This is a genomic window from Serratia sp. 2C06 (assembly GCF_050037615.1).
GTDB classification, from domain to species: domain Bacteria; phylum Pseudomonadota; class Gammaproteobacteria; order Enterobacterales; family Enterobacteriaceae; genus Serratia; species Serratia ureilytica.
The window spans coordinates 3,800,794-3,820,197 of sequence record NZ_CP188299.1; the positions used below are offsets into that span (position 1 = coordinate 3,800,794).

Annotated in this window: 15 protein-coding genes; 8 read left to right on the forward strand and 7 right to left on the reverse strand. The window is 60.2% G+C overall.

The genetic code is table 11. From position 1 onward, the window contains the following. Window positions 1–162 precede the first annotated feature (162 nt). On the reverse strand, window positions 163–1,068 hold the full coding sequence (locus tag ACP3TA_RS18740; RefSeq protein WP_426784398.1) for an alpha/beta fold hydrolase: 906 nt from the start codon (window positions 1,066–1,068) through the stop codon (window positions 163–165). A 185-nt stretch (window positions 1,069–1,253) separates the two neighbouring features. On the opposite strand from ACP3TA_RS18740, the gene asr reads away from it, so the two are divergent. Together asr and ACP3TA_RS18750 are read left to right on the forward strand one after the other, a co-directional pair. Continuing rightward, window positions 1,254–1,532, forward strand: a complete 279-nt coding sequence (gene asr, locus ACP3TA_RS18745) for an acid resistance repetitive basic protein Asr (protein ID WP_103101511.1) — start codon at window positions 1,254–1,256, stop codon at window positions 1,530–1,532. Between the two features lie 295 nt (window positions 1,533–1,827). Further along, a complete protein-coding gene (locus ACP3TA_RS18750; protein ID WP_103101512.1) occupies window positions 1,828–2,640 on the forward strand; it encodes a trypsin-like serine peptidase in 813 nt (270 codons plus the stop codon). 96 nt (window positions 2,641–2,736) lie between these two features. On the opposite strand, the gene hrpA is transcribed toward ACP3TA_RS18750, so the two are convergent. Next, window positions 2,737–6,624: an ATP-dependent RNA helicase HrpA gene (gene hrpA, locus ACP3TA_RS18755; protein WP_426784399.1), complete on the reverse strand. Its 3,888-nt coding sequence runs from the start codon at window positions 6,622–6,624 to the stop codon at window positions 2,737–2,739. A 269-nt stretch (window positions 6,625–6,893) separates the two neighbouring features. Between hrpA and azoR the strand changes: the two genes are divergently transcribed. After that, a complete protein-coding gene (gene azoR / locus ACP3TA_RS18760; protein WP_015377994.1) occupies window positions 6,894–7,499 on the forward strand; it encodes an FMN-dependent NADH-azoreductase in 606 nt (201 codons plus the stop codon). A gap of 118 nt (window positions 7,500–7,617) precedes the next feature. Here the strand turns inward: azoR and ACP3TA_RS18765 are convergent, their stop codons facing one another. Genes ACP3TA_RS18765 through ACP3TA_RS18775 form a run of 3 tightly spaced genes read right to left on the reverse strand, consistent with a single transcriptional unit; the run spans window position 7,618 to window position 10,756 of the window. Beyond that, on the reverse strand, window positions 7,618–7,941 hold the full coding sequence (locus tag ACP3TA_RS18765) for a YdbL family protein (RefSeq protein WP_426784400.1): 324 nt from the start codon (window positions 7,939–7,941) through the stop codon (window positions 7,618–7,620). 8 nt (window positions 7,942–7,949) lie between these two features. Then, window positions 7,950–8,147, reverse strand: coding sequence for a YnbE family lipoprotein (locus ACP3TA_RS18770; protein WP_100395721.1), 198 nt, complete (start codon window positions 8,145–8,147; stop codon window positions 7,950–7,952). Further along, window positions 8,144–10,756: a YdbH family protein gene (locus ACP3TA_RS18775; RefSeq protein WP_206196489.1), complete on the reverse strand. Its 2,613-nt coding sequence runs from the start codon at window positions 10,754–10,756 to the stop codon at window positions 8,144–8,146. The genes ACP3TA_RS18770 and ACP3TA_RS18775 overlap by 4 nt, the downstream gene beginning before the upstream one ends. Window positions 10,757–11,199: 443 nt before the next feature. On the opposite strand from ACP3TA_RS18775, the gene ACP3TA_RS18780 reads away from it, so the two are divergent. After that, window positions 11,200–12,192, forward strand: a complete 993-nt coding sequence (locus tag ACP3TA_RS18780; protein ID WP_033650287.1) for a 2-hydroxyacid dehydrogenase — start codon at window positions 11,200–11,202, stop codon at window positions 12,190–12,192. A 52-nt stretch (window positions 12,193–12,244) separates the two neighbouring features. Then, on the forward strand, window positions 12,245–12,670 hold the full coding sequence (gene hslJ / locus ACP3TA_RS18785) for a heat shock protein HslJ (RefSeq protein ID WP_033643221.1): 426 nt from the start codon (window positions 12,245–12,247) through the stop codon (window positions 12,668–12,670). Between the two features lie 29 nt (window positions 12,671–12,699). On the opposite strand, the gene ACP3TA_RS18790 is transcribed toward hslJ, so the two are convergent. Continuing rightward, window positions 12,700–12,954 (reverse strand): DUF333 domain-containing protein, encoded by a 255-nt coding sequence (locus ACP3TA_RS18790; RefSeq protein WP_015377999.1) that lies wholly within the window; start codon window positions 12,952–12,954, stop codon window positions 12,700–12,702. Between the two features lie 500 nt (window positions 12,955–13,454). After that, the gene (gene ssmE / locus ACP3TA_RS18795; protein ID WP_046687127.1) at window positions 13,455–13,787 is read right to left on the reverse strand and encodes a multidrug efflux SMR transporter SsmE; all 333 of its coding nucleotides are present in this window, start codon (window positions 13,785–13,787) and stop codon (window positions 13,455–13,457) included. Window positions 13,788–14,024: 237 nt separating this feature from the next. On the opposite strand from ssmE, the gene nifJ reads away from it, so the two are divergent. From nifJ to ACP3TA_RS18810, 3 genes are all read left to right on the forward strand, one after another. Further along, window positions 14,025–17,558 carry a pyruvate:ferredoxin (flavodoxin) oxidoreductase gene (gene nifJ, locus ACP3TA_RS18800; protein ID WP_206196488.1) on the forward strand — a complete coding sequence of 1,178 codons (3,534 nt, stop codon included), beginning with the start codon at window positions 14,025–14,027 and terminating at the stop codon, window positions 17,556–17,558. Window positions 17,559–17,786: 228 nt separating this feature from the next. Then, window positions 17,787–18,725, forward strand: a complete 939-nt coding sequence (ttcA, locus tag ACP3TA_RS18805; protein ID WP_033643222.1) for a tRNA 2-thiocytidine(32) synthetase TtcA — start codon at window positions 17,787–17,789, stop codon at window positions 18,723–18,725. A gap of 147 nt (window positions 18,726–18,872) precedes the next feature. Next, window positions 18,873–19,271: a VOC family protein gene (locus tag ACP3TA_RS18810; protein ID WP_033643223.1), complete on the forward strand. Its 399-nt coding sequence runs from the start codon at window positions 18,873–18,875 to the stop codon at window positions 19,269–19,271. Window positions 19,272–19,404: the final 133 nt, after the last annotated feature.

Sequence of the window (19,404 nt, forward strand, 5' to 3'; positions counted from 1 at the left end):
CGTGCGCGGCCACGGCCGCGCCCTTTTTCCCCTGCTTGACCTAATAATGCTACATAGCGCGCTTTCCTTGCCGGCAACGCCTTGGCTACAGGGTGGCGGGTTGTTACCTACCAATAGTATGTTGTAACTAATACCATAAACAGCCGCGCCCCTATCTGCCTCTCATCCCAGCGCATGACGGGCGATCATCGTCACCAATTGTGGTCTCAACGCGGCGGGCAGATCATGCCCCATGCCCGGCATAATCTGCAATCTGGCGTTGGCGACGGCCCGAGCGATCGCCACCCCGCCGGCCTTGCGCACCAGCCGATCGCGATCGCCGTGAATCACCAGCGTCGGCGCGGCGATGCGCCGACTGTAACGCCGCAGATCGCCGCTGCCGAGCAGCGCGGAAAGTTGCCGCTGCATGCCCTCCGGATCCAAGCCCCGCTTCAGCAACCGCTTCACCAGGGCATCCAGCTCCGCCTCCTCCGGCGGATAAGTCGCGGTGCCAAGCGCGCGCAGAAAGGCCTTCATCCCTTCCTGGCGCTGCTGAAGCGTCATATCGGCGGCAGGCCGGCGCACCAGCAACCACAGCAGCGAAGGCGCCGGCGGCGGTAACAGCGGTTGATTGGTGCTGGAAAACAAGATGCATAACGAGGCGACGCGCTGCGGGTATTCGGCGGCCAACACCTGGGCGATCATCCCCCCCATCGAGGCGCCAAGGACATGGGCCTGCGGAATGCGTAAATGATCGAGCAGATGCGCCGCGTCCGTCGCCATATCCGCCAGAGTATAAGGCACCGACGTTTGCCAGCCGAGCTGGGCACGCAACATCAACAGCCACAGCGGCGTCTTGCGCTGCGCCCGCGTTTTACCGGAAAGGCCGACGTCGCGGTTGTCGTAGCGGATCACCCGAAATCCCTTGGCGACCAGAGCGCGGCAGAAATCGTCAGGCCACAGCAAAAGCTGCGCGCCGATGCCCATGATTAACAACAGCGGCGGATGCGCCTCATCGCCCCAGTCTTCATAGGCCAGCGGCACCTCACCCTGTTCCGTCACGCCACAACGAACCGTTATCTCGTTCATTTTAAATCCCTTTTATCGAGCCTGACGGTCATTATAGCAGCAATCCCTCCTGCCGCCGCCGCCCTGTACATTAGGTTACAAGCCGAAACCAATCACTCACGGAAAGCCGGACGCCGTTTGCCTACTATCATCTCAACGGCCCCGCAGTGGGGTTGATACCCAAAAGTCATGTTGAGGATTCTGCGATGAAAAAAGTATTAGCTCTGGTTGTTGCCGCTGCAATGGGTCTGTCTTCCGTGGCTTTCGCTGCCGAGGCTGCCACCACTACCGCATCTGCGGCTACCGCAACCACCGCCACCGCTGCGCCGGCTAAAGCTCAGGTGAAACACCACGGCAAGAAAGCCCCGGTACAGAAAGCTCAGGCGGCCAAAAAGCATCACAAGAAAGCCGGCAAAAAAGCCCCGGCGCAAAAAGCCCAGGCGGCTAAAAAGCACCACAAGAAAGCCAGCCACAAAAAAGCGTAATGTCGTGAGGTTCCCCTCACCGCTTCAGGCTTGACGTGCACGACACCCGGTTCACCGGGTGTTTTTTCATCCGGGGGGTTCTCATTGATGCTGCGCCGCTACCTGTTCGAGATCATTCTGACCGCCCTGATCCTCTGTGGACTGATCGCCGTCTTTTTTTATCTGTAGCCTGTCGCCTCGCCGGCGGGAAATTATTGAAAAATCAGTTATTGCCCATCCACATGGCTGCTAAATCAGTCTATAGTTAGCATTCAGTGTGTTTATGGATGATCCGTATTTGTCAGGCAAGAGATCTATGCGCATATCCGTTTTACTGTTGCTGTGCTCACTCCCGCTCATCGCCTCCCAGGCGGCACGCGCCGACGGCCCGTCCAAGGCCGAGCAAACGCGTCTGTTTTTCGGCAAAGATGAACGAATCAAGGTCACGGATACCGCCGCCCAGCCGTGGCAAGCCATCGGCCAGGTCGAAACCGCCAGCGGCAATCTGTGTACCGCCACGCTGATCTCCCCACACCTGGCGCTGACCGCCGGCCATTGCGTGCTGGCGCCGCCGGGACAATTGGATAAAGCCGTCGCCCTGCGCTTCGTGGCGGGCGATAAATCATGGCAGTATCAAACCGACAATATTGAAACCCTGGTCGACAGCAAACTGGGCAAAAAGCTGAAAGCGGACGGCGACGGCTGGATCGTGCCGCCCGCTGCCGCCGCTTATGACTTTGCGCTGATCCGGCTGAAAGACAAAACGCCGCTGCCGATCGCCCCGCTGCCGCTGTGGCAAGGCGACAGCAAGGCGTTGACTCAGGCCCTGAAACAGGCCAAACGGCTGATCACCCAGGCGGGCTACCCGGAGGACCATCTGGATGACCTCTACAGCCACCAAAACTGCAAGGTGACCGGCTGGGCCCAGCAAGGGGTGCTGTCGCACCAGTGTGATACCCTGCCCGGCGACAGCGGCTCACCGCTGCTGTTGAAAACCGCCGACGGCTGGCAGCTGATCGCCATCCAGAGTTCGGCGCCGGCGGCGAAAGATCGTTACCGCGCCGATAACCGCGCTCTGGCGGTGCCCGGCATCCGCGAGGCGCTGGACGCCCTGGCGACAGGCAAGTAGCTCTCGCAACGGCGCATCAAGCGCCGTTGCTGTTTCTCTGTTCCCTGAATTTCAACTTGCGCTGCGCCGGCCGTTTGCCGGCCGGCGCGCCTGAGCTTAGCCCGAAAGCTGTTCGATGGTTTGCAGAATGCGCTTGTCGGAGATAGGGTAAGGTGTGCCCAGCTGCTGCGCGAACAGGCTGACACGTAGTTCTTCAATCATCCAGCGCACCGCTTTCACCTCTTCCTCCTGCTGTCGCTTCGGCGGCAGCTTGTTCAGCCACTGCTGCCACGCCTGCTGCACCTGCTCCACCCGCAGCATCTGCGCGCGATCGCGGTGCGGATCGATAGCCAGTTTCTCCAATCGGCGTTCGATCGCCTGCAGGTAGCGCAGCGTGTCCGGCAGCCGTTTCCATCCGTTGCCGGTGACGAAGCCGCGGTAGACCAGCCCGCCGAGCTGGGTCTTGATGTCCGACAGCGCCAGCGCCAACGACATGTCCACCCGGCCTTTCAGCCGTTTGTTGATGTTGAAGACCGCCGTCAGGATCTGTTCAACCTGCTTGGCCACCTCAACGACCGTGTCGTTCAGCTCGGCGCGGATCTGCTCCTGCAACCGTGCAAAGTCTTCCTCCTGCCAAACCGGGCCGCCGTGTTCGGCGATCAGTTTGTCGATGCCGCACGAAATGCAGTCGTCGATCAGCTCCAGCACCTTGCCGTACGGGTTGAAATAAAGCCCCAGCTTGGCCTTGTTCGGCAGCTTTTCATGCAGGTATTTGATCGGTGAAGGAATATTCAACAACAGCAGGCGGCGCGTGCCCTGCCACATCGCCTGTTGCTGTTCGCTTTCGCTGTCGAACAGGCGGATCGCCACGCTGTCCTTTTCATCCACCAGCGCCGGATAGGCTTTCATCGAATAGCCGCCGCGCTTCTGCTCGTAGAACGCCGGCAATTGGCCAAAGCTCCAGACATGCAGGTTGCTCTGCTCCAGTCCGTCATCGGCCACCGCCGACAGCGTCTCCTGCACCTTCTCTTTCAACTGCAGGCGCAGGGCGGCCAGATCTTTGCCTTCGCGCAGCGTCTGATTTTTCTCGCCCACCACGCGAAAAGTCATTTTCAGGTGATCGGGCACCTGATCCCACTGCCAGTCATCACGTGACACGGTCACGCCAGTCATACGCCGCAGCTCGCGCTCCAGCGCGTCAAGCAGCGGCAATTCCAGCGCCGTTACGCGGCCAAGGAACGCTTCGGCGTAGTTCGGCGCCGGCACGAAGTTGCGACGCACCGGTTTCGGCAACGATTTGATCAGCGCGATCACCAGCTCACGGCGGATGCCGGGAATCTGCCATTCGAAGCCCTGCTCCTCCACCTGGTTGAGGATCGGCAGCGGGATGTGCACCGTCACGCCGTCGGCGTCAGTGCCTGGTTCGAACTGATAGCTCAGCCGCAGTTTGAGGTTGCCCTGATGCCAGAAGTTCGGGTAATCCAGCGCGCTGATCTTGTTGGCGCCATCCTTGATCAGCATCTCTTTTTCGAAGTTCAGCAGGTCGGGCTGCTGTTTGGCGGCGGTCTTCCACCAGCTGTCGAAATGACGGCCGGACACCACGTCGTTGGGGAGACGGCGATCGTAGAAGCCGAACAGCGTTTCGTCGTCCACCAGAATGTCGCGGCGACGCGATTTATGCTCCAGCTCTTCCACTTCGGCGCGCAGCTTTTGGTTTTCGCGGAAGAAAGCATGGCGCGTCTGCCAGTCGCCCTCCACCAGCGCATGGCGGATAAACAGCTCGCGGCACAGCAGCGGATCGATGGCGCCGTAATTGACCTGGCGCGCCGCGACGATCGGCAGACCGAACAACGTGACCTTTTCGCTGGCCATCACCGCCCCCTGCGACTTCGACCAGTGCGGTTCGCTGTAGCTGTGTTTCACCAGGTGCTGAGCCAGCGGCTCGATCCATTCCGGTTCGATGCGCGCGGCGATGCGCCCCCACAGGCGGCTGGTTTCCACCAGTTCAGCCACCATGGTCCACTTCGGCGGCTTCTTGAACAGGCCGGAGCCGGGGAAGATCGAGAAGCGGGCGTTGCGCGCGCCGGTGTATTCCTGCTTGTCCGCATCCTTCTGGCCGATGTGCGACAACAGGCCGGTCAGCAGCGCGGTGTGGACACTGCGGTAGTCGGAAGGCGCGCTGTTGATCGGCAGCCCCAGCTCTTTCACCACCTGGCGCAGCTGAGTATAGATATCCTGCCACTCGCGCACCCGCAGGTAGTTGAGAAAATCGTTGCGGCACAGCCGGCGGAACTGGCTGGAGGAGTTCGCCTTTTGCTGCTCCTGCAGATAATCCCACAGGTTGACGAACGCCAGGAAGTCCGAGTCTTTGTCGGCGAAGCGGCGGTGTTTTTCATCCGAGGCCTGCTGCTTGTCCATCGGGCGCTCACGCGGATCCTGAATCGACAGCGCGGCGGTGATGATCATCACCTCGCGCACGCTGCCGCTCTTCTGCGCTTCCAGCACCATGCGCGCCAGACGCGGGTCGATCGGCAACTGCGCCAGCTGCCGGCCCTGCGGCGTCAGCTGATAGTGGCCGTTATCGGCGGTGGTGATCGCCCCCAGCTCTTCCAGCAGGCGCACGCCATCTTGAATGTTGCGTTTGTCCGGCGCCTCGACGAACGGAAACGCGGCGATGTCGCCCAGCCCCAGCGAGGTCATCTGCAAAATGACCGACGCCAGGTTGGTGCGCAGAATTTCCGGATCGGTAAACGCCGGCCGCGAGAGGAAATCCTGTTCGGAGTACAGACGGATGCACACCCCCTCCGACACGCGGCCGCAGCGCCCTTTACGCTGATTGGCGGAGGCCTGCGACACCGGCTCGATCGGCAGGCGCTGCACCTTGGTGCGGAAGCTGTAGCGGCTGATGCGCGCGGTGCCCGGATCGATGACGTATTTGATGCCCGGCACCGTCAGCGAGGTTTCCGCCACGTTGGTGGCCAGCACGATGCGGCGGCCGTGGTGCGACTGGAACACCCGGTTCTGCTCGCTGTTCGACAGGCGCGCATACAGCGGCAGCACCTCGGTGTGCGGCAAATTGAGGCGGTTCAAAGCGTCGGCGGTATCGCGGATCTCGCGCTCGCCGCTCATGAAGATCAGAATGTCGCCCGGCCCCTCACGCCCAAGCTCATCTACCGCATCGAAAATCGCCTGCAGCTGGTCGCGGTCGGTATCGTCGCCGTCGTCGACCACCGGGCGGTAGCGCACCTCCACCGGGTAGGTGCGGCCGGAAACCTCGATGATCGGCGCATTGTTGAAGTGGCGCGAGAAACGCTGCGGATCGATGGTCGCCGAGGTGATGATCACCTTGAGATCCGGGCGCTTCGGCAGCAGTTCGCGCAGGTAACCGAGAATAAAGTCGATATTCAGGCTGCGCTCGTGCGCTTCATCGATGATCAGCGTGTCGTACTGCATCAGCAGGCGATCCTGCTGAATCTCCGCCAGCAAAATGCCGTCGGTCATCAGCTTGACCAGGGTGTTTTCCCCTACCTGATCGTTGAAGCGCACCTTGTAGCCCACGCTGCCGCCGAGCGGGGTTTCCAGCTCGTCGGCGATGCGGTTGGCGACGGTGCGCGCCGCCAGGCGGCGCGGCTGGGTATGGCCGATCAGCCCTTTCACCCCACGCCCCAGCTCCAGACAGATCTTCGGCAACTGGGTGGTTTTCCCCGAGCCGGTCTCCCCGGCGACGATCACCACCTGGTGGTCGCGGACAGCGTTTAAGATGTCCTGCTTTTTCTGGCTGACCGGCAGGCTTTCCGGATAGGTAATGCGCGGGCAAGACTCGGCGCGCGCCTGCACTTTTTGCCACGCCGTCGCGATGTCGCTTTCCACTTCGGCGGCGACCGCCAGCTGGGCATCGGGATTTTTGATTTTTCGTGCGCCCTGCAGGCGACGACGCAGGCGTTGTTGATCGCGGAGCATCAGCTCGCCCAGTTGGGCCGGCAGTGCCTCGAGCGGAGATTTCACGTTCGGTGTTCCTTGTTTCATCGTGGCCAAGACCAGGCTTAGCAACGGTTTAATGTTTTTTTAGCGATTTTTTTGCTTTAGCCGCACAGCCTATCACAAACGGCTTTTTCCCCCTACTTTCGCGAGTAAAGCCTCGGCATGTTATTCAATAAAATCGAACGAAGATCTCGAAATATTGCGCTATCACTGTTGGGGGAATGTGAATAGCATGTAGTTCATGCAAGGGACGCTGAGTCCTGATGTCACTGTCACAACGTAAGGAATTATCGATGAGCAACGTATTGGTTCTGAAATCAAGCATCCTGGCGACCTACTCTCAGTCTAACCAACTGGCCGATTTCTTCGTAGAGCAATGGAGCAACGCCCACAGCGGCGACACCATCACCGTGCGCGATCTGGCCGCACAGCCAATCCCGGTGCTGGACGGCGAGCTGGTTGGCGCGCTGCGTCCTTCCGATGCTCCGTTGACTCCGCGTCAACAAGAAGCGCTGGCCCTGTCGGACGAACTGATCGCCGAGCTGCAGGCCAATGACGTCATCGTGATCGCCGCACCGATGTACAACTTCAACATCCCGACCCAGCTGAAAAACTATTTCGATCTGGTCGCCCGCGCCGGAGTGACTTTCCGTTACACCGAAAACGGTCCGGAAGGCCTGGTGAAAAACAAACGCGCCGTGATCCTGACCAGCCGCGGCGGCATCCATAAAGGCACCCCGACCGACCTGGTAGAACCTTACCTGCGTCTGTTCCTGGGCTTCATCGGCATCACCGACGTGGAGTTCGTCTTCGCGGAAGGCATCGCCTACGGCCCGGAAGTGGCGACCAAAGCACAGGAAGACGCCAAAGCGGCCCTGTCTCAGGTGGTTGCTGCCTAAGACCCTGCGCAGGGGCGCCGAGTCCCTGCCGGACAAAAGGCAAGTCCTGTCAAACCTGCACTACCCTCATAATAATCATCTATCCGTATCTTTTAGCGCGCCAGACGGCGCGCTTTTTTTATTTCTTCAGCCACTGGCCGTTGATACCGCGCACATATTCGCCGCTCTGCGCCCGCGTCACCAGCTTCTGCCCGGCCATGCGCGCCACTTCGTCGACGGCGATATGGTTGCCGTCCGCCACTTCCTGATATTTCTCGGCACGGCCGGCGTTGATGCGCTTCACCAGCGCCAGCGTTTCCGCGTCCTGCTTCACCGGCGCGATATAGCCGCCCAGGGTTTCACCCACCCGCCCTTGCTGCTTCGCCTCATCCAGCGTTAGGGCCATCGCCATACCACTGAACAACCAGGCAGCACCGACCAGCCACAAATAACGTTTTTTCATGTCGGCTCCTAGAACAGACCGCTTTGGGTTTTCAGCAGGTTTTCGACGTCTTTATCCACCTTGATATGAATTTCATGCTCGATCTTGACGTTCATATTGATGGTGATCGGATCCTTCGGCGTCGCCACCTCGATGCGCGGCACGCAGCCGCTCAGCAGCGAAACGCACAGCACCGCTGCCAGCGTCGGCACACTCATGATTTTCATTGTTGTTCCCCAGGTTGTGAGAGGGCCTGCTCCAGCCACTCCTGTAAATTGTCGCCGAAGCGCAAACTGCGCCACAGCTGAAACACGTTTTCCTGATGGCGATAGTTCAGGATCACCTCGCGCTTGGCGCTCTTCTGCGGGTTGATGCCGTCGATGCGCGCGCTCAGCATCAGCTCACCCAGGTTGTCGAGATCGACCCGGGCGTGCGAACGGTTGATTTCCATGTAGCGCAGCCAGTCGATCGCCGCGCCGGTCGCCAGGTTGTTGCTGCCGATGGCGTCGGCCATGTCTTTGTCCAGCCGCAGCGTCAGGGTACCGGCGTTGGCGATCCAGCCGTTTTGCACCAGCCATTTCGGGTGGTTCAGGAACAGCGGCAACTCGCCGTCGACCCGGCCGGACATGGCGAACTGCTTCGGCTTCAGGGCGGTGAACAGCGCGCTGAGATCGACCTTGTCCAGCTTCAACACCGCGGCGTCATGCTGCGGCAACCGCAGCGCCGACAGGCTGATATGCCCGTTGAGCATGTCCACGCCGACGTTGCTCAACGTCAGCGGCTGCCCTTCGCTATAAGGATAGGTGCCCTGCAAATCGGCGGAAATGTTCTGCATCTCGAACAGGTTGGTGAAAGACTTGATGCGCAGCGATACCGGCTGTTTAGCTCCCAATTGCCAGTGATGCTGCTTGAACCGGTACGACAGGATGAAATCCAGGCCGCTCATCTCCCCGTCCTTCAGCCACATGCCGCCATTTTTCACCACCCAATGACCGCCGGCCTCGAATCCTTGTTCACGGGCGGCGGAAAACGCCGATTGCGCGTAGAACTCACCGTCGCGCAGCGTGAGATTCAGATCCGGCGCCAGCAGCGGTTGGAAGACCTTCAGCGACTGTTTCGGCCACCAGCCTTCGCCGCGCAGACGTTCGCCGTCCCAACGGCCGCGCAGCGCGATCGGACCAATCTGTTGCGCCTGCAGCTTGCCCTGCATCTGGAAACTGTCCGGCGAACGGCCGTTCACCTGCAGCGCCAGCACCGGCGCCGGCAGATAGCCGCCATCGCTGAAGCTGACCTTATCCGCCGCCAGCTGCAGCTCACCGTTGAACTGCGGGCTTTGTTCATCACGCCGCCAGCGCAGCGGCTGGTTGAGGCTCAAGCGCGGCGCGGCGACCGTCACCAGGCCGTACTTCAACTTATCGAAGCCGGTGGAGAGTTTATCGAGCACCAACTCGCTGTCGCGCCAGCTGCCGCTGCCGGCCACGTCCCAGGCGGCCTGCAGCGGCGGCAAGCGGCCATTGCCCCAGTAGCGCCATTGCCAGTGGCCCTTGTCCGGCCAGAAATCCTGCGCCTGGCCGTCCAGATGCAGCTTGAAGCGGCCCCAGTAACTGTCGCTGGCGCTCAAAATCGCCTGCAGGCGGCCGGTAATACCGGCAGCGGTCACCTTCACGCCCGCCAGCGGCAAACGCGCCTCTTCCAGCGTCATTTCCGGCGTCACCTTGCCCCACAGGCGCAGCAACGAACCCGGCTGCAGAACCAGCGTCGGGTTGAGAATGCTGCCGCCGAGCACGCCCGGGATCGACGCGGTAGCGGAGAAGTCGGCCAGATTGGCCTGGCCGGTCAGTTGGAACCGCAGATCGCTGTCGGTCAGCCCCACCTTGCCCGGCCCAAGCGTCAGCACCGCATTGCCCTTGCCGTTGTGGCCGGCCGTGATCACGTTCAGCCGCGCGCTGATCTCCGTTTCATCCAGTCCCTTGCTCCAGTCGTGCAGCGCGATGCTGAGGCCGCCGTTCAACGGCTGTCCGCTGTAGGGCCAACGCCACTCGCCCTGCTTGATGCTGACCCGCTGCGGGGTCACTTCCCACGGCAGCACCGCCAGCGGCCGATCGTCGCCTTTCTCGCTCACCGTCAACACGCCCTGCTGCTGTTGCCAGCGCATATCCAGCAAAACCGGTTTTTCCAGATAGGCCGTCTGCATTTCACCCTGCAGCGCGCCCTGCGTCGGCAGGCTGGCCAGATCCAGCGGAATGGTTATCTTGCCGGCGAGGCGCAGCGGTTGCGCGCTGTTGGGCGGAATGACGGTCAGGCTGTGCAACGTCAGCTGTTGTTTTTCATCCAACTGCGCCTCGGCGCTGAGATTCGGCCCCCGATAATGCAGACGTTGCCCGTCAGAGCCGGAGGAAAGCTGCAGCTTCCCGGCATAACGCTGCCAGGGAATGAGCGTGAGGTCATGAATGGTGAGATCCAGCGGCGGCAGCTGCCGCTGCAGTTGATCGAGCGCAAGCGGCGCGCTGTTGGCGTCGCCGCCCGGCAGTTTTGACAAACAGGCGCTATCGACGCTGACCTTATCGCTCGACAGCTGCCAGCGGCCTTGCCGATAAGCCAGCCGCGTCGGCCCGACGCTGGCCAGCAGACAATCTTGCGCGGTGAAACGCGCCCCCGCCAACGTCAGGCCGCCCTGGCGCCAATGCAATTTGCCCTGCAACTCCAGTCGGCTTCCCGCCGGCAACCAATGCGATAACACCCCCGGCAGCCAGCGCGGCAAGGTTTGCCACAACGCCAGCACCAGGATTGCGCAGCCCGCCACCGTCCCTATGAATACTTTCAATCGCCTGGTCATTAAATGATTGCTTCGTTCCTGTGTTAGGCATTGGTTAAGTCTATGCCTGAATTGACAATAATGATGGCACGAATTTGACATAGGGTGAAGCTGAGCGCGGTCGCAGAGGCGATTTGCACCCTTTTGGCGCAAGCGCGCGCGGAGTTGTAGATTTTCGTTACATATACATCACATAAATAGGACAGTTTTCAGACTTTTGTTATTGTTGTTACCGTTGATGATTAATAGTCTTGCAAGCATTCTAATAAAAGTTTAGCTGCTAGCTAACTGTGTACTAGAGAAGCCATTCCCCACACCCCCGTGGGGATTTTTTTGTCGCCCGCCTCACCGTCGCCTTCCCTTCACCGCCGCCAGCCCACAGCAGCCCTGCAGCGTGGCTAACCAATTGTCGAATTTACTAAAATCTGTTAAATTGATCACAAAATCACGGTGGAGAAACCACGATGAAATTGGCGATATACAGCACCAAACAGTATGACCGTAAATATCTCGAACTGGTGAATCAGCAGTTTGGCTATGAGCTGGAATTCTTCGACTTTTTACTCAGTAAAAAAACCGCCAAAACGGCCGCCGGTTGCAAGGCGGTGTGTATCTTCGTCAACGACGACGGTAGCCGTGAAGTGCTCGAAGAACTGGCGGCGCTGGGCGTCGAAATTCTCGCCCTGCGCTGCGCCGGTTTTAATAACGTCGATCTGGACGCCGCCAAAGCGCTGGGCATCAAGGTAGTGCGCGTGCCGGCCTACTCGCCGGAAGCCGTGGCGGAACACGCGGTAGGCATGATGATGTGCCTGAACCGCCGTATTCACCGCGCATATCAACGCACCCGCGACGCCAATTTCTCTCTCGAAGGGCTGATCGGCTTTAACATGCACAATCGCACCGCCGGCGTGATCGGCACCGGTAAAATCGGCGTGGCGACGATGCGCATTCTCAAAGGCTTCGGCATGAAGCTGCTGGCTTACGATCCGTTCCCCAGCGAACAGGCGCTGGAACTGGGCGCAGAGTATGTCGACCTGAAAACGCTGTACGCGCAATCCGACGTAATCACCCTGCACTGCCCGCTGACGCCGGAAAACCACCATCTGCTGAATGCCGACGCCTTCGCGATGATGAAAAACGGCGTAATGGTGATCAACACCAGCCGCGGCGCGCTGATCGACTCTACCGCCGCCATCGACGCGTTGAAGCAGCAAAAAATCGGCGCGCTCGGGATGGACGTCTACGAGAACGAACGCGATCTGTTCTTTGAAGACAAGTCTAACGACGTGATTCAGGATGACGTGTTCCGCCGCCTGTCGGCCTGCCACAACGTGCTGTTCACCGGCCATCAGGCTTTCCTGACCGAAGAGGCGCTGACCAGCATTTCGCAAACCACGCTGCAGAACATCAGCCAATTGGATCGCGGCGAAGCCTGCCCGAACCAGTTGAACGCGTGAACGGCATTTCGGGGCGCCCCCTGCGGCGCCCTGTTTATTTGAGAGCGCGACGATGAGAACAACGATGGCCGCCCTTGCGGCGCTGGTCTTGGGGGGATGCAGCATGAAACCACCCGCGACCGTTACGCCCGGCGATCTGATGCATCATAATTTCGTGTTGCAGAGCGTCGATGGCGAAGCGGCAAAATCCCCAACGGGCGGCGTCCTGCTCAATCTGGAGTTCGGCGAGAACCTGCATGTGTCCGGCGCGATGTGCAACCGCTTTTTCGGCCAGGGGCAATTACGCGACGGCGTACTGACGGTAAAACCGTTGGCCTCGACGCGCAGGCTGTGCCCTGATGAGCAGCGCAATCGCTGGGATCGGGTGATCGGCACCGTGCTGGAAAACGGCGCCGAAGTGACGCTGAGCGCGCAGCAGCTGACGCTCAACGGCAGCGGCCACACGCTGGTTTATGCCCTGCGCGACTGGGTATATTGATTCTGGACGCCAGGCCTGGCGCCGTGGGCTTACCCGGCGCAGCTGCCCAGGCCCAGCGTGCGTTCCTCACACTGTTTGCCGTTCGGCATCTGGCACATGCGCAACGCTTCACCGTTCAAGTTGTGCGCGATGGTGGTGACGCCGCCGACCGCCGCGCAACCGGCGCTGGTCTGCAACGTATTGATTCTGGCACTGTTGCCCTGCTGTACTGGCTCTTCGTTGTTGCTGCTGCAGGCGGCTAAAAGCAGCACGGCGCTGGCAAGCAGCCATTTTGATGTCGTCATTATCCCACTCCTGAACCCGGAACTGCGCTGTGTAAAATCGCCATTGCCGATAACGCGCGTCACTTGGCGGACACGTTTCGCTATCTTTGATGCAAACTTGTTTAATCTAGCTCGATATATAAATAATGAAAATATATTCCGGCCATTATTTGTGGTTTTTTTGCACCGGCCGGACATTTATTTTGTTTGCAGAATATTTCCGCCCCCATTGCGGGAGGTTAAACGTGACAGCGGCCCCCACCGCCCGCCCCGGCCGCAGAGAGAAAGTGATAACGTCACCGTTGTCGGCGACGGGGTTTCTTCGCATGATATCGGTATTAATTAACCCCGCGTGCTTTCGGCGTGACGGCGCATTTTTTGCTACCGGAGAGGATGATATTTGCGACTATGCTGGCGGCGCTAAGTAATTAGCATTCCACTATTTTCAGTGAATGATGGCTGAATTCTTCAACCGGCGCGACTTACGGTCACGCCGGCCTTTTTTCACATTAAAATAACACTCAGTGCACCGAGGCTTTGGACAGTAAATTAATCACCAGCACGCCGGCAATAATTAATCCCATGCCGACGATCGCCGGCCAATCCAATTTTTGCTGATAAACAAATACCGCCGCGATCGACACCAGCACGATGCCCATGCCCGACCAAATCGCATACACGATACCCAAGGGCATGCTCTTGACCACCATCGACAGCCCCCAAAACGCCACGCCGTAGCCCAGCACCACCAGCAGCGACGGCCACAGGCGGGTAAAGCCCTCGGAGGCTTTTAACATGGTGGTGGCGATCACTTCCGCGACAATCGCCATCGTCAAATACACAAATGCGCTCATGATTTTCTTCTGTCAGTTTACCGATGCGCAATTATGACGCGCCGGCAATAAATTGTCTTTAAACGGCGAAAACAATTTATTGCCGTCGCCCCCAATCGACGAGGAAATACGCCCTTGACGATTTATCACCCGCCACACAAACGCGATAAAGCCGCGTTCAAACCCTCTGTTAGACTTTTTTCCATTACTGCGAAAGTGCGCTTTCGCGGCTTTGTGAGCAATGAAAAGGTAACGTCGATGATAACTACAGATGGTAATAACGCAGTCGCTTCCGTGGCCTATCGCACCAACGAAGTGATTGCCATCTACCCTATCACGCCGAGTTCCACCATGGCGGAACAGGCGGATGCCTGGTCCGGCGATGGTCGGCAAAACATCTGGGGCGATATCCCGCGGGTGGTGGAAATGCAGTCGGAAGGCGGCGCGATCGCCACCGTGCACGGCGCCTTGCAAACCGGTGCGCTCTCGACCTCGTTCACTTCATCGCAGGGTCTGCTGCTGATGATCCCGACGCTGTACAAGCTGGCCGGCGAGCTGACGCCGTTCGTGCTGCATGTCGCCGCGCGCACCGTGGCCACGCACGCGCTGTCTATCTTCGGCGATCACTCGGACGTGATGGCGGTGCGCCAGACCGGCTGCGCCATGCTGTGTGCCGGCAACGTGCAGGAGGCGCAGGACTTCGCGCTGATCTCGCAGACCGCCACCCTCAACGCGCGCGTGCCATTTATCCATTTCTTCGACGGCTTCCGCACCTCGCATGAAATCAACAAGATCGTGCCGCTCAGCGACGATACGCTGCGGCAAATGTTGCCGCAGGCGGCGATCGACGCTCACCGCAGCCGAGCGCTGTCGCCGGATCATCCGGTGGTGCGCGGCACTTCCGCCAACCCGGACACCTATTTCCAGTCGCGCGAAGCCACCAACCCGTGGTATGACGCTACCGGCCAGCACGTGATCGACGCCATGGAGGCCTTCGCCGCCCTTACCGGCCGCCACTATCGGCCATTCGACTATTACGGCCACCCGCAGGCCGAGCGCGTGGTGGTGGTGATGGGTTCCGCCGCCGGCACCTGCGAAGAGGTGATTGACACCCTGCTGACCCGCGGCGAGAAAGTCGGCGTGCTGAAGGTGCGGCTGTTCCGACCGTTCTCCGCCAAATACCTGCTCGACGCCCTGCCGGACAGCGTGCGCAGCGTCGCGGTGCTCGATCGCACCAAAGAACCGGGCGCGCTGGCCGAACCGCTGTATCTGGACGTGATGACCGCGCTGGCGGAAGCCTACAGCCGGGGTGAACGCGCCACGCTGCCGCGGGTGATCGGCGGCCGTTACGGCCTGTCGTCGAAAGAGTTCGGCCCGGACTGCGCGCTGGCGGTGTTCCGCGAGCTGGCCCAGCCGCAGCCGCGCCCGCGCTTTACCGTCGGCATCTTCGATGATGTCACCGGGCTTTCGCTGCCGCTGAGCGACGAAATCCTGCCGCAGCGCGCCTCGCTGGAAGCGCTGTTCTACGGTTTGGGCAGCGACGGCTCGGTCTCGGCCACCAAGAACAACATCAAAATCATCGGCAACGCCACACCGCTGTATGCCCAGGGCTATTTCGTCTACGACTCCAAAAAGGCCGGCGGCCTGACGGTGTCGCACCTGCGCGTCAGCGAGCAGCCGATCAATTCGGCCTACCTGGTCAGCCACGCAGACTTCGTCGGCTGCCACCAGCTGCAGTTTATCGATAAGTACCAGATGGTTGAGCGCCTCAAACCCGGCGGCACCTTCCTGCTCAATACCCCTTACGGCGCCGACGAGGTCTGGTCGCGCCTGCCGCAGGAGGTTCAGGCGCTGTTGCACCAGCGCCAGGCGCGTTTCTATATCATCAACGCCGCCAAGCTGGCGCGCGAATGCCGGCTCGGCGCGCGCATCAACACCGTAATGCAGATGGCGTTCTTCCACCTGACGCAGATCCTGCCGAGCGACGTGGCGCTGCAACAGCTGCAGGATGCCATCGCCCGCAGCTACAGCAGCAAGGGCCAGGAGATCGTTGAGCGCAACTGGCAAGCGCTGGGCGCCACCCGTGGCGCACTGACCGAAATTCCACTGCAGCCGATCGACGACAGCAGCCCAATGCGCCCGCCGGTGGTTTCGGACGCCGCGCCGGACTTCGTCAAAACCGTTACCGCCGCGATGCTGGCCGGGCTGGGCGATGCGCTGCCGGTTTCCGCCTTCCCGCCGGACGGCACCTGGCCGGTGGGCACCACCCAGTGGGAAAAGCGCAACATCGCCGAAGAAATCCCGGTCTGGCAGCCCGACCTGTGCACCCAGTGCAACCACTGCGTCGCCGCTTGCCCGCACTCCGCCATTCGCGCCAAAGTGGTTCAGCCGGCGGAGATGGCACACGCCCCCGCTTCCCTGCAGTCTCTGGATGTCAAATCACGCGATATGCGCGGCCAGAAATACGTACTGCAAGTGGCGCCGGAAGATTGCACCGGCTGTAACCTGTGTGTCGAGGTCTGCCCGGCGAAAGATCGCCAGAACCCGGAGATCAAGGCCATCAACATGGCTTCGCGCCTCGAAAACCTGACGGCGGAAAAAGACAACTACGACTTCTTCCTGCAGCTGCCGGAAATCGATCCGGCGCAGCTGGAGCGTATCGACATTCGCACCTCACAGCTGATCACGCCGCTGTTCGAGTACTCCGGTGCCTGCTCCGGCTGCGGCGAAACGCCGTACATCAAGCTGCTAACCCAGCTCTATGGCGACCGTTTGCTGATCGCCAACGCCACCGGCTGTTCCTCGATCTACGGCGGCAATCTGCCGACCACGCCTTACACCACCAACGCCGAAGGGCGCGGGCCGGCGTGGGCCAACTCGCTGTTCGAAGACAACGCCGAATTCGGCCTGGGCTTCCGTCTGACGGTCGATCAACATCGCGCGCGGGTGCTGCGCCTGCTGAATTCGCTGGCGCCGCAGCTGCCGGAGCAGTTGGTCAATGCCTTGCAGATGGAAGATGTGGCGCCAGAGCCGCGCCGTAAGCAAATCGCCGAACTGCGCACGCTGCTGGCGAGTATTGAAGGTGAAGACGCACGCCAGCTGGCGGCCGACGCCGATTACCTGGTCGATAAATCCATCTGGCTGATCGGCGGGGACGGCTGGGCCTACGACATCGGCTTCGGCGGTTTGGATCACGTCCTCAGCCTGACGGAGAACGTCAACGTGCTGGTGCTCGACACCCAATGCTACTCCAACACCGGCGGCCAGCAGTCGAAAGCCACACCGCTCGGCGCGGTGACCAAGTTCGGCGAACACGGCAAGCGCAAGGCGCGCAAAGATTTGGGCGTCAGCATGATGATGTACGGCCATGTTTACGTTGCGCAGATCTCGCTGGGGGCGCAGCTTAACCAAACGGTGAAAGCGATTCAGGAGGCCGAGGCCTATCCGGGGCCGTCGCTGATCATCGCCTACAGCCCGTGCGAAGAGCACGGCTACGATCTGGCGCTCAGCCACGATCAGATGAAACAGCTGACCGCCACCGGCTTCTGGCCGCTGTACCGCTTCGATCCGCGTCGCAGCGCCGAGGGCAAGGCCGCATTGGCGCTGGATTCGCGGCCGCCGAACAGCAACCTGTCGGAAACGCTGCTGAAAGAACAGCGTTTCCGCCGCCTGAACGCGCAGCAGCCGGAGGTGGCCAGCGCGCTGTATCAGGCCGCCGAGAAAGAGCTGAAGGAGAAATACGATTTCCTCAGCCTGCTGGCCGGCAAGGCGGAAAAGTCCGCCGCTGAGTAACCCCCTCAGGGCGCGAGTGATTCGCGCCCTGATCTTTTACCGTTGACGTAAGGCGTAGCAATAAAACCTGCTGGCATTCCTGCGCGCAATCCGTACCATACAGGCCTCGCGTCGGGCGCGTGGAAGCTGGATGATGAATAATGATCAAAATCGGCCGGTTGAATGGTAAACTCGCGGTCTACAACGCCATGCCCCTAGTGCCCCCCATTGAGAATGAGCACGATTTAAATGTCAGAAAAGCAATCCGTTAGCCAAAAAGAGCAGTACAACCTGAACAAATTGCAAAAACGCCTGCGCCGCAACGTGGGCGAAGCGATCGCCGATTTCAATATGATTGAAGAAGGCGACCGCATCATGGTCTGTCTGTCCGGCGGCAAAGACAGCTACACCATGCTGGAGATCCTGCGCAATCTGCAGCAGAGCGCGCCGATCAATTTCTCGCTGGTGGCGGTGAATCTCGACCAGAAACAGCCCGGCTTCCCTGAGCATATTCTGCCTGCTTACCTGGAAGGCTTGGGGGTGGAGTACAAGATCGTCGAAGAAAACACCTACAGCATCGTTAAAGACAAGATCCCGGAAGGTAAAACCACCTGTTCACTGTGCTCGCGCCTGCGCCGCGGCATTTTGTATCGCACCGCCACCGAACTGGGCGCCACCAAGATCGCGCTGGGCCACCACCGCGACGATATTCTGCAGACGCTGTTCCTCAACATGTTCTACGGCGGCAAGATGAAAGGCATGCCGCCCAAACTGATGAGCGACGACGGCAAGCACGTGGTTATTCGCCCGCTGGCCTATTGCCGCGAGAAAGACATCGAGCGTTTCTCGATCGCCAAAGCGTTCCCGATCATTCCATGCAATCTGTGCGGCTCTCAGCCTAATTTGCAGCGCCAGGTGATCGGCGACATGCTGCGCGACTGGGACAAACGTTACCCAGGCCGGCTGGAAACCATGTTCAGCGCCATGCAAAACGTGGTGCCTTCGCACCTGAGCGATATCAATCTATTCGATTTCAAAGGCATTCACCACGGCAGCGCGGTGGTGGACGGCGGCGATTTGGCCTTCGATCGCGAAGACATTCCGATGCAGCCGGTCGGCTGGCAGCCGGAAGATTCGGACGACGCGGCGCCTGCGCCGGCGCGTTTGGACGTGCTGGAAATCAAATAAGTCCCCTCGCCGCTCGCCACCCTGCGAGCGGCGACCTTTTCCCTCTCTCGACGATCTCGATCCTGTTCACAGTTTGCGCATAATTTGCTGGGCGATGCCGTTTTTACCCTATACTGTGCATTTATACAGTCATATGGAGATCGCGCAATGAATATCACCCCCTGCCTGTCCCACGTCTCGCTGGGCTCGAACGATTTCGTCGCCGCCGCGGCCTTTTACGATCGCACGCTGGCCGCCTTGGGTTGCCGACGGGTGCTGGAGCATCCCGGCGCGATCGGTTATGGCCGCGACTACCCGGAGTTCTGGCTGCAGGTGCCGATCGACGGCCAGCCCGCTTCACCCGGCAACGGCACGCACGTCGGTTTTTTCGCGACCAGCAAGCAACAGGTGGATGAATTCCATCGCCAGGCGCTATTGGCCGGCGCCGTCGATGAAGGCGCGCCCGGTTCGCGGCCGCATTACGGTGAGGCTTACTACGGCTGCTTTGTCCGTGATTTGGATGGGCATAAGATTGAAGCCAGCTTCTGGGATGAAAGCGCGGCCTGAGGAAGAGAGAAATCGAATAAAAAAATGCCGGTGATTAAACCGGCATTGTACGAATCAAATGTGCTATGCAGTAATTCAAAAATAAGAAAGTAAGACAATTATGGAGCGCAACGCCCATCGCTTGACGTTGCAT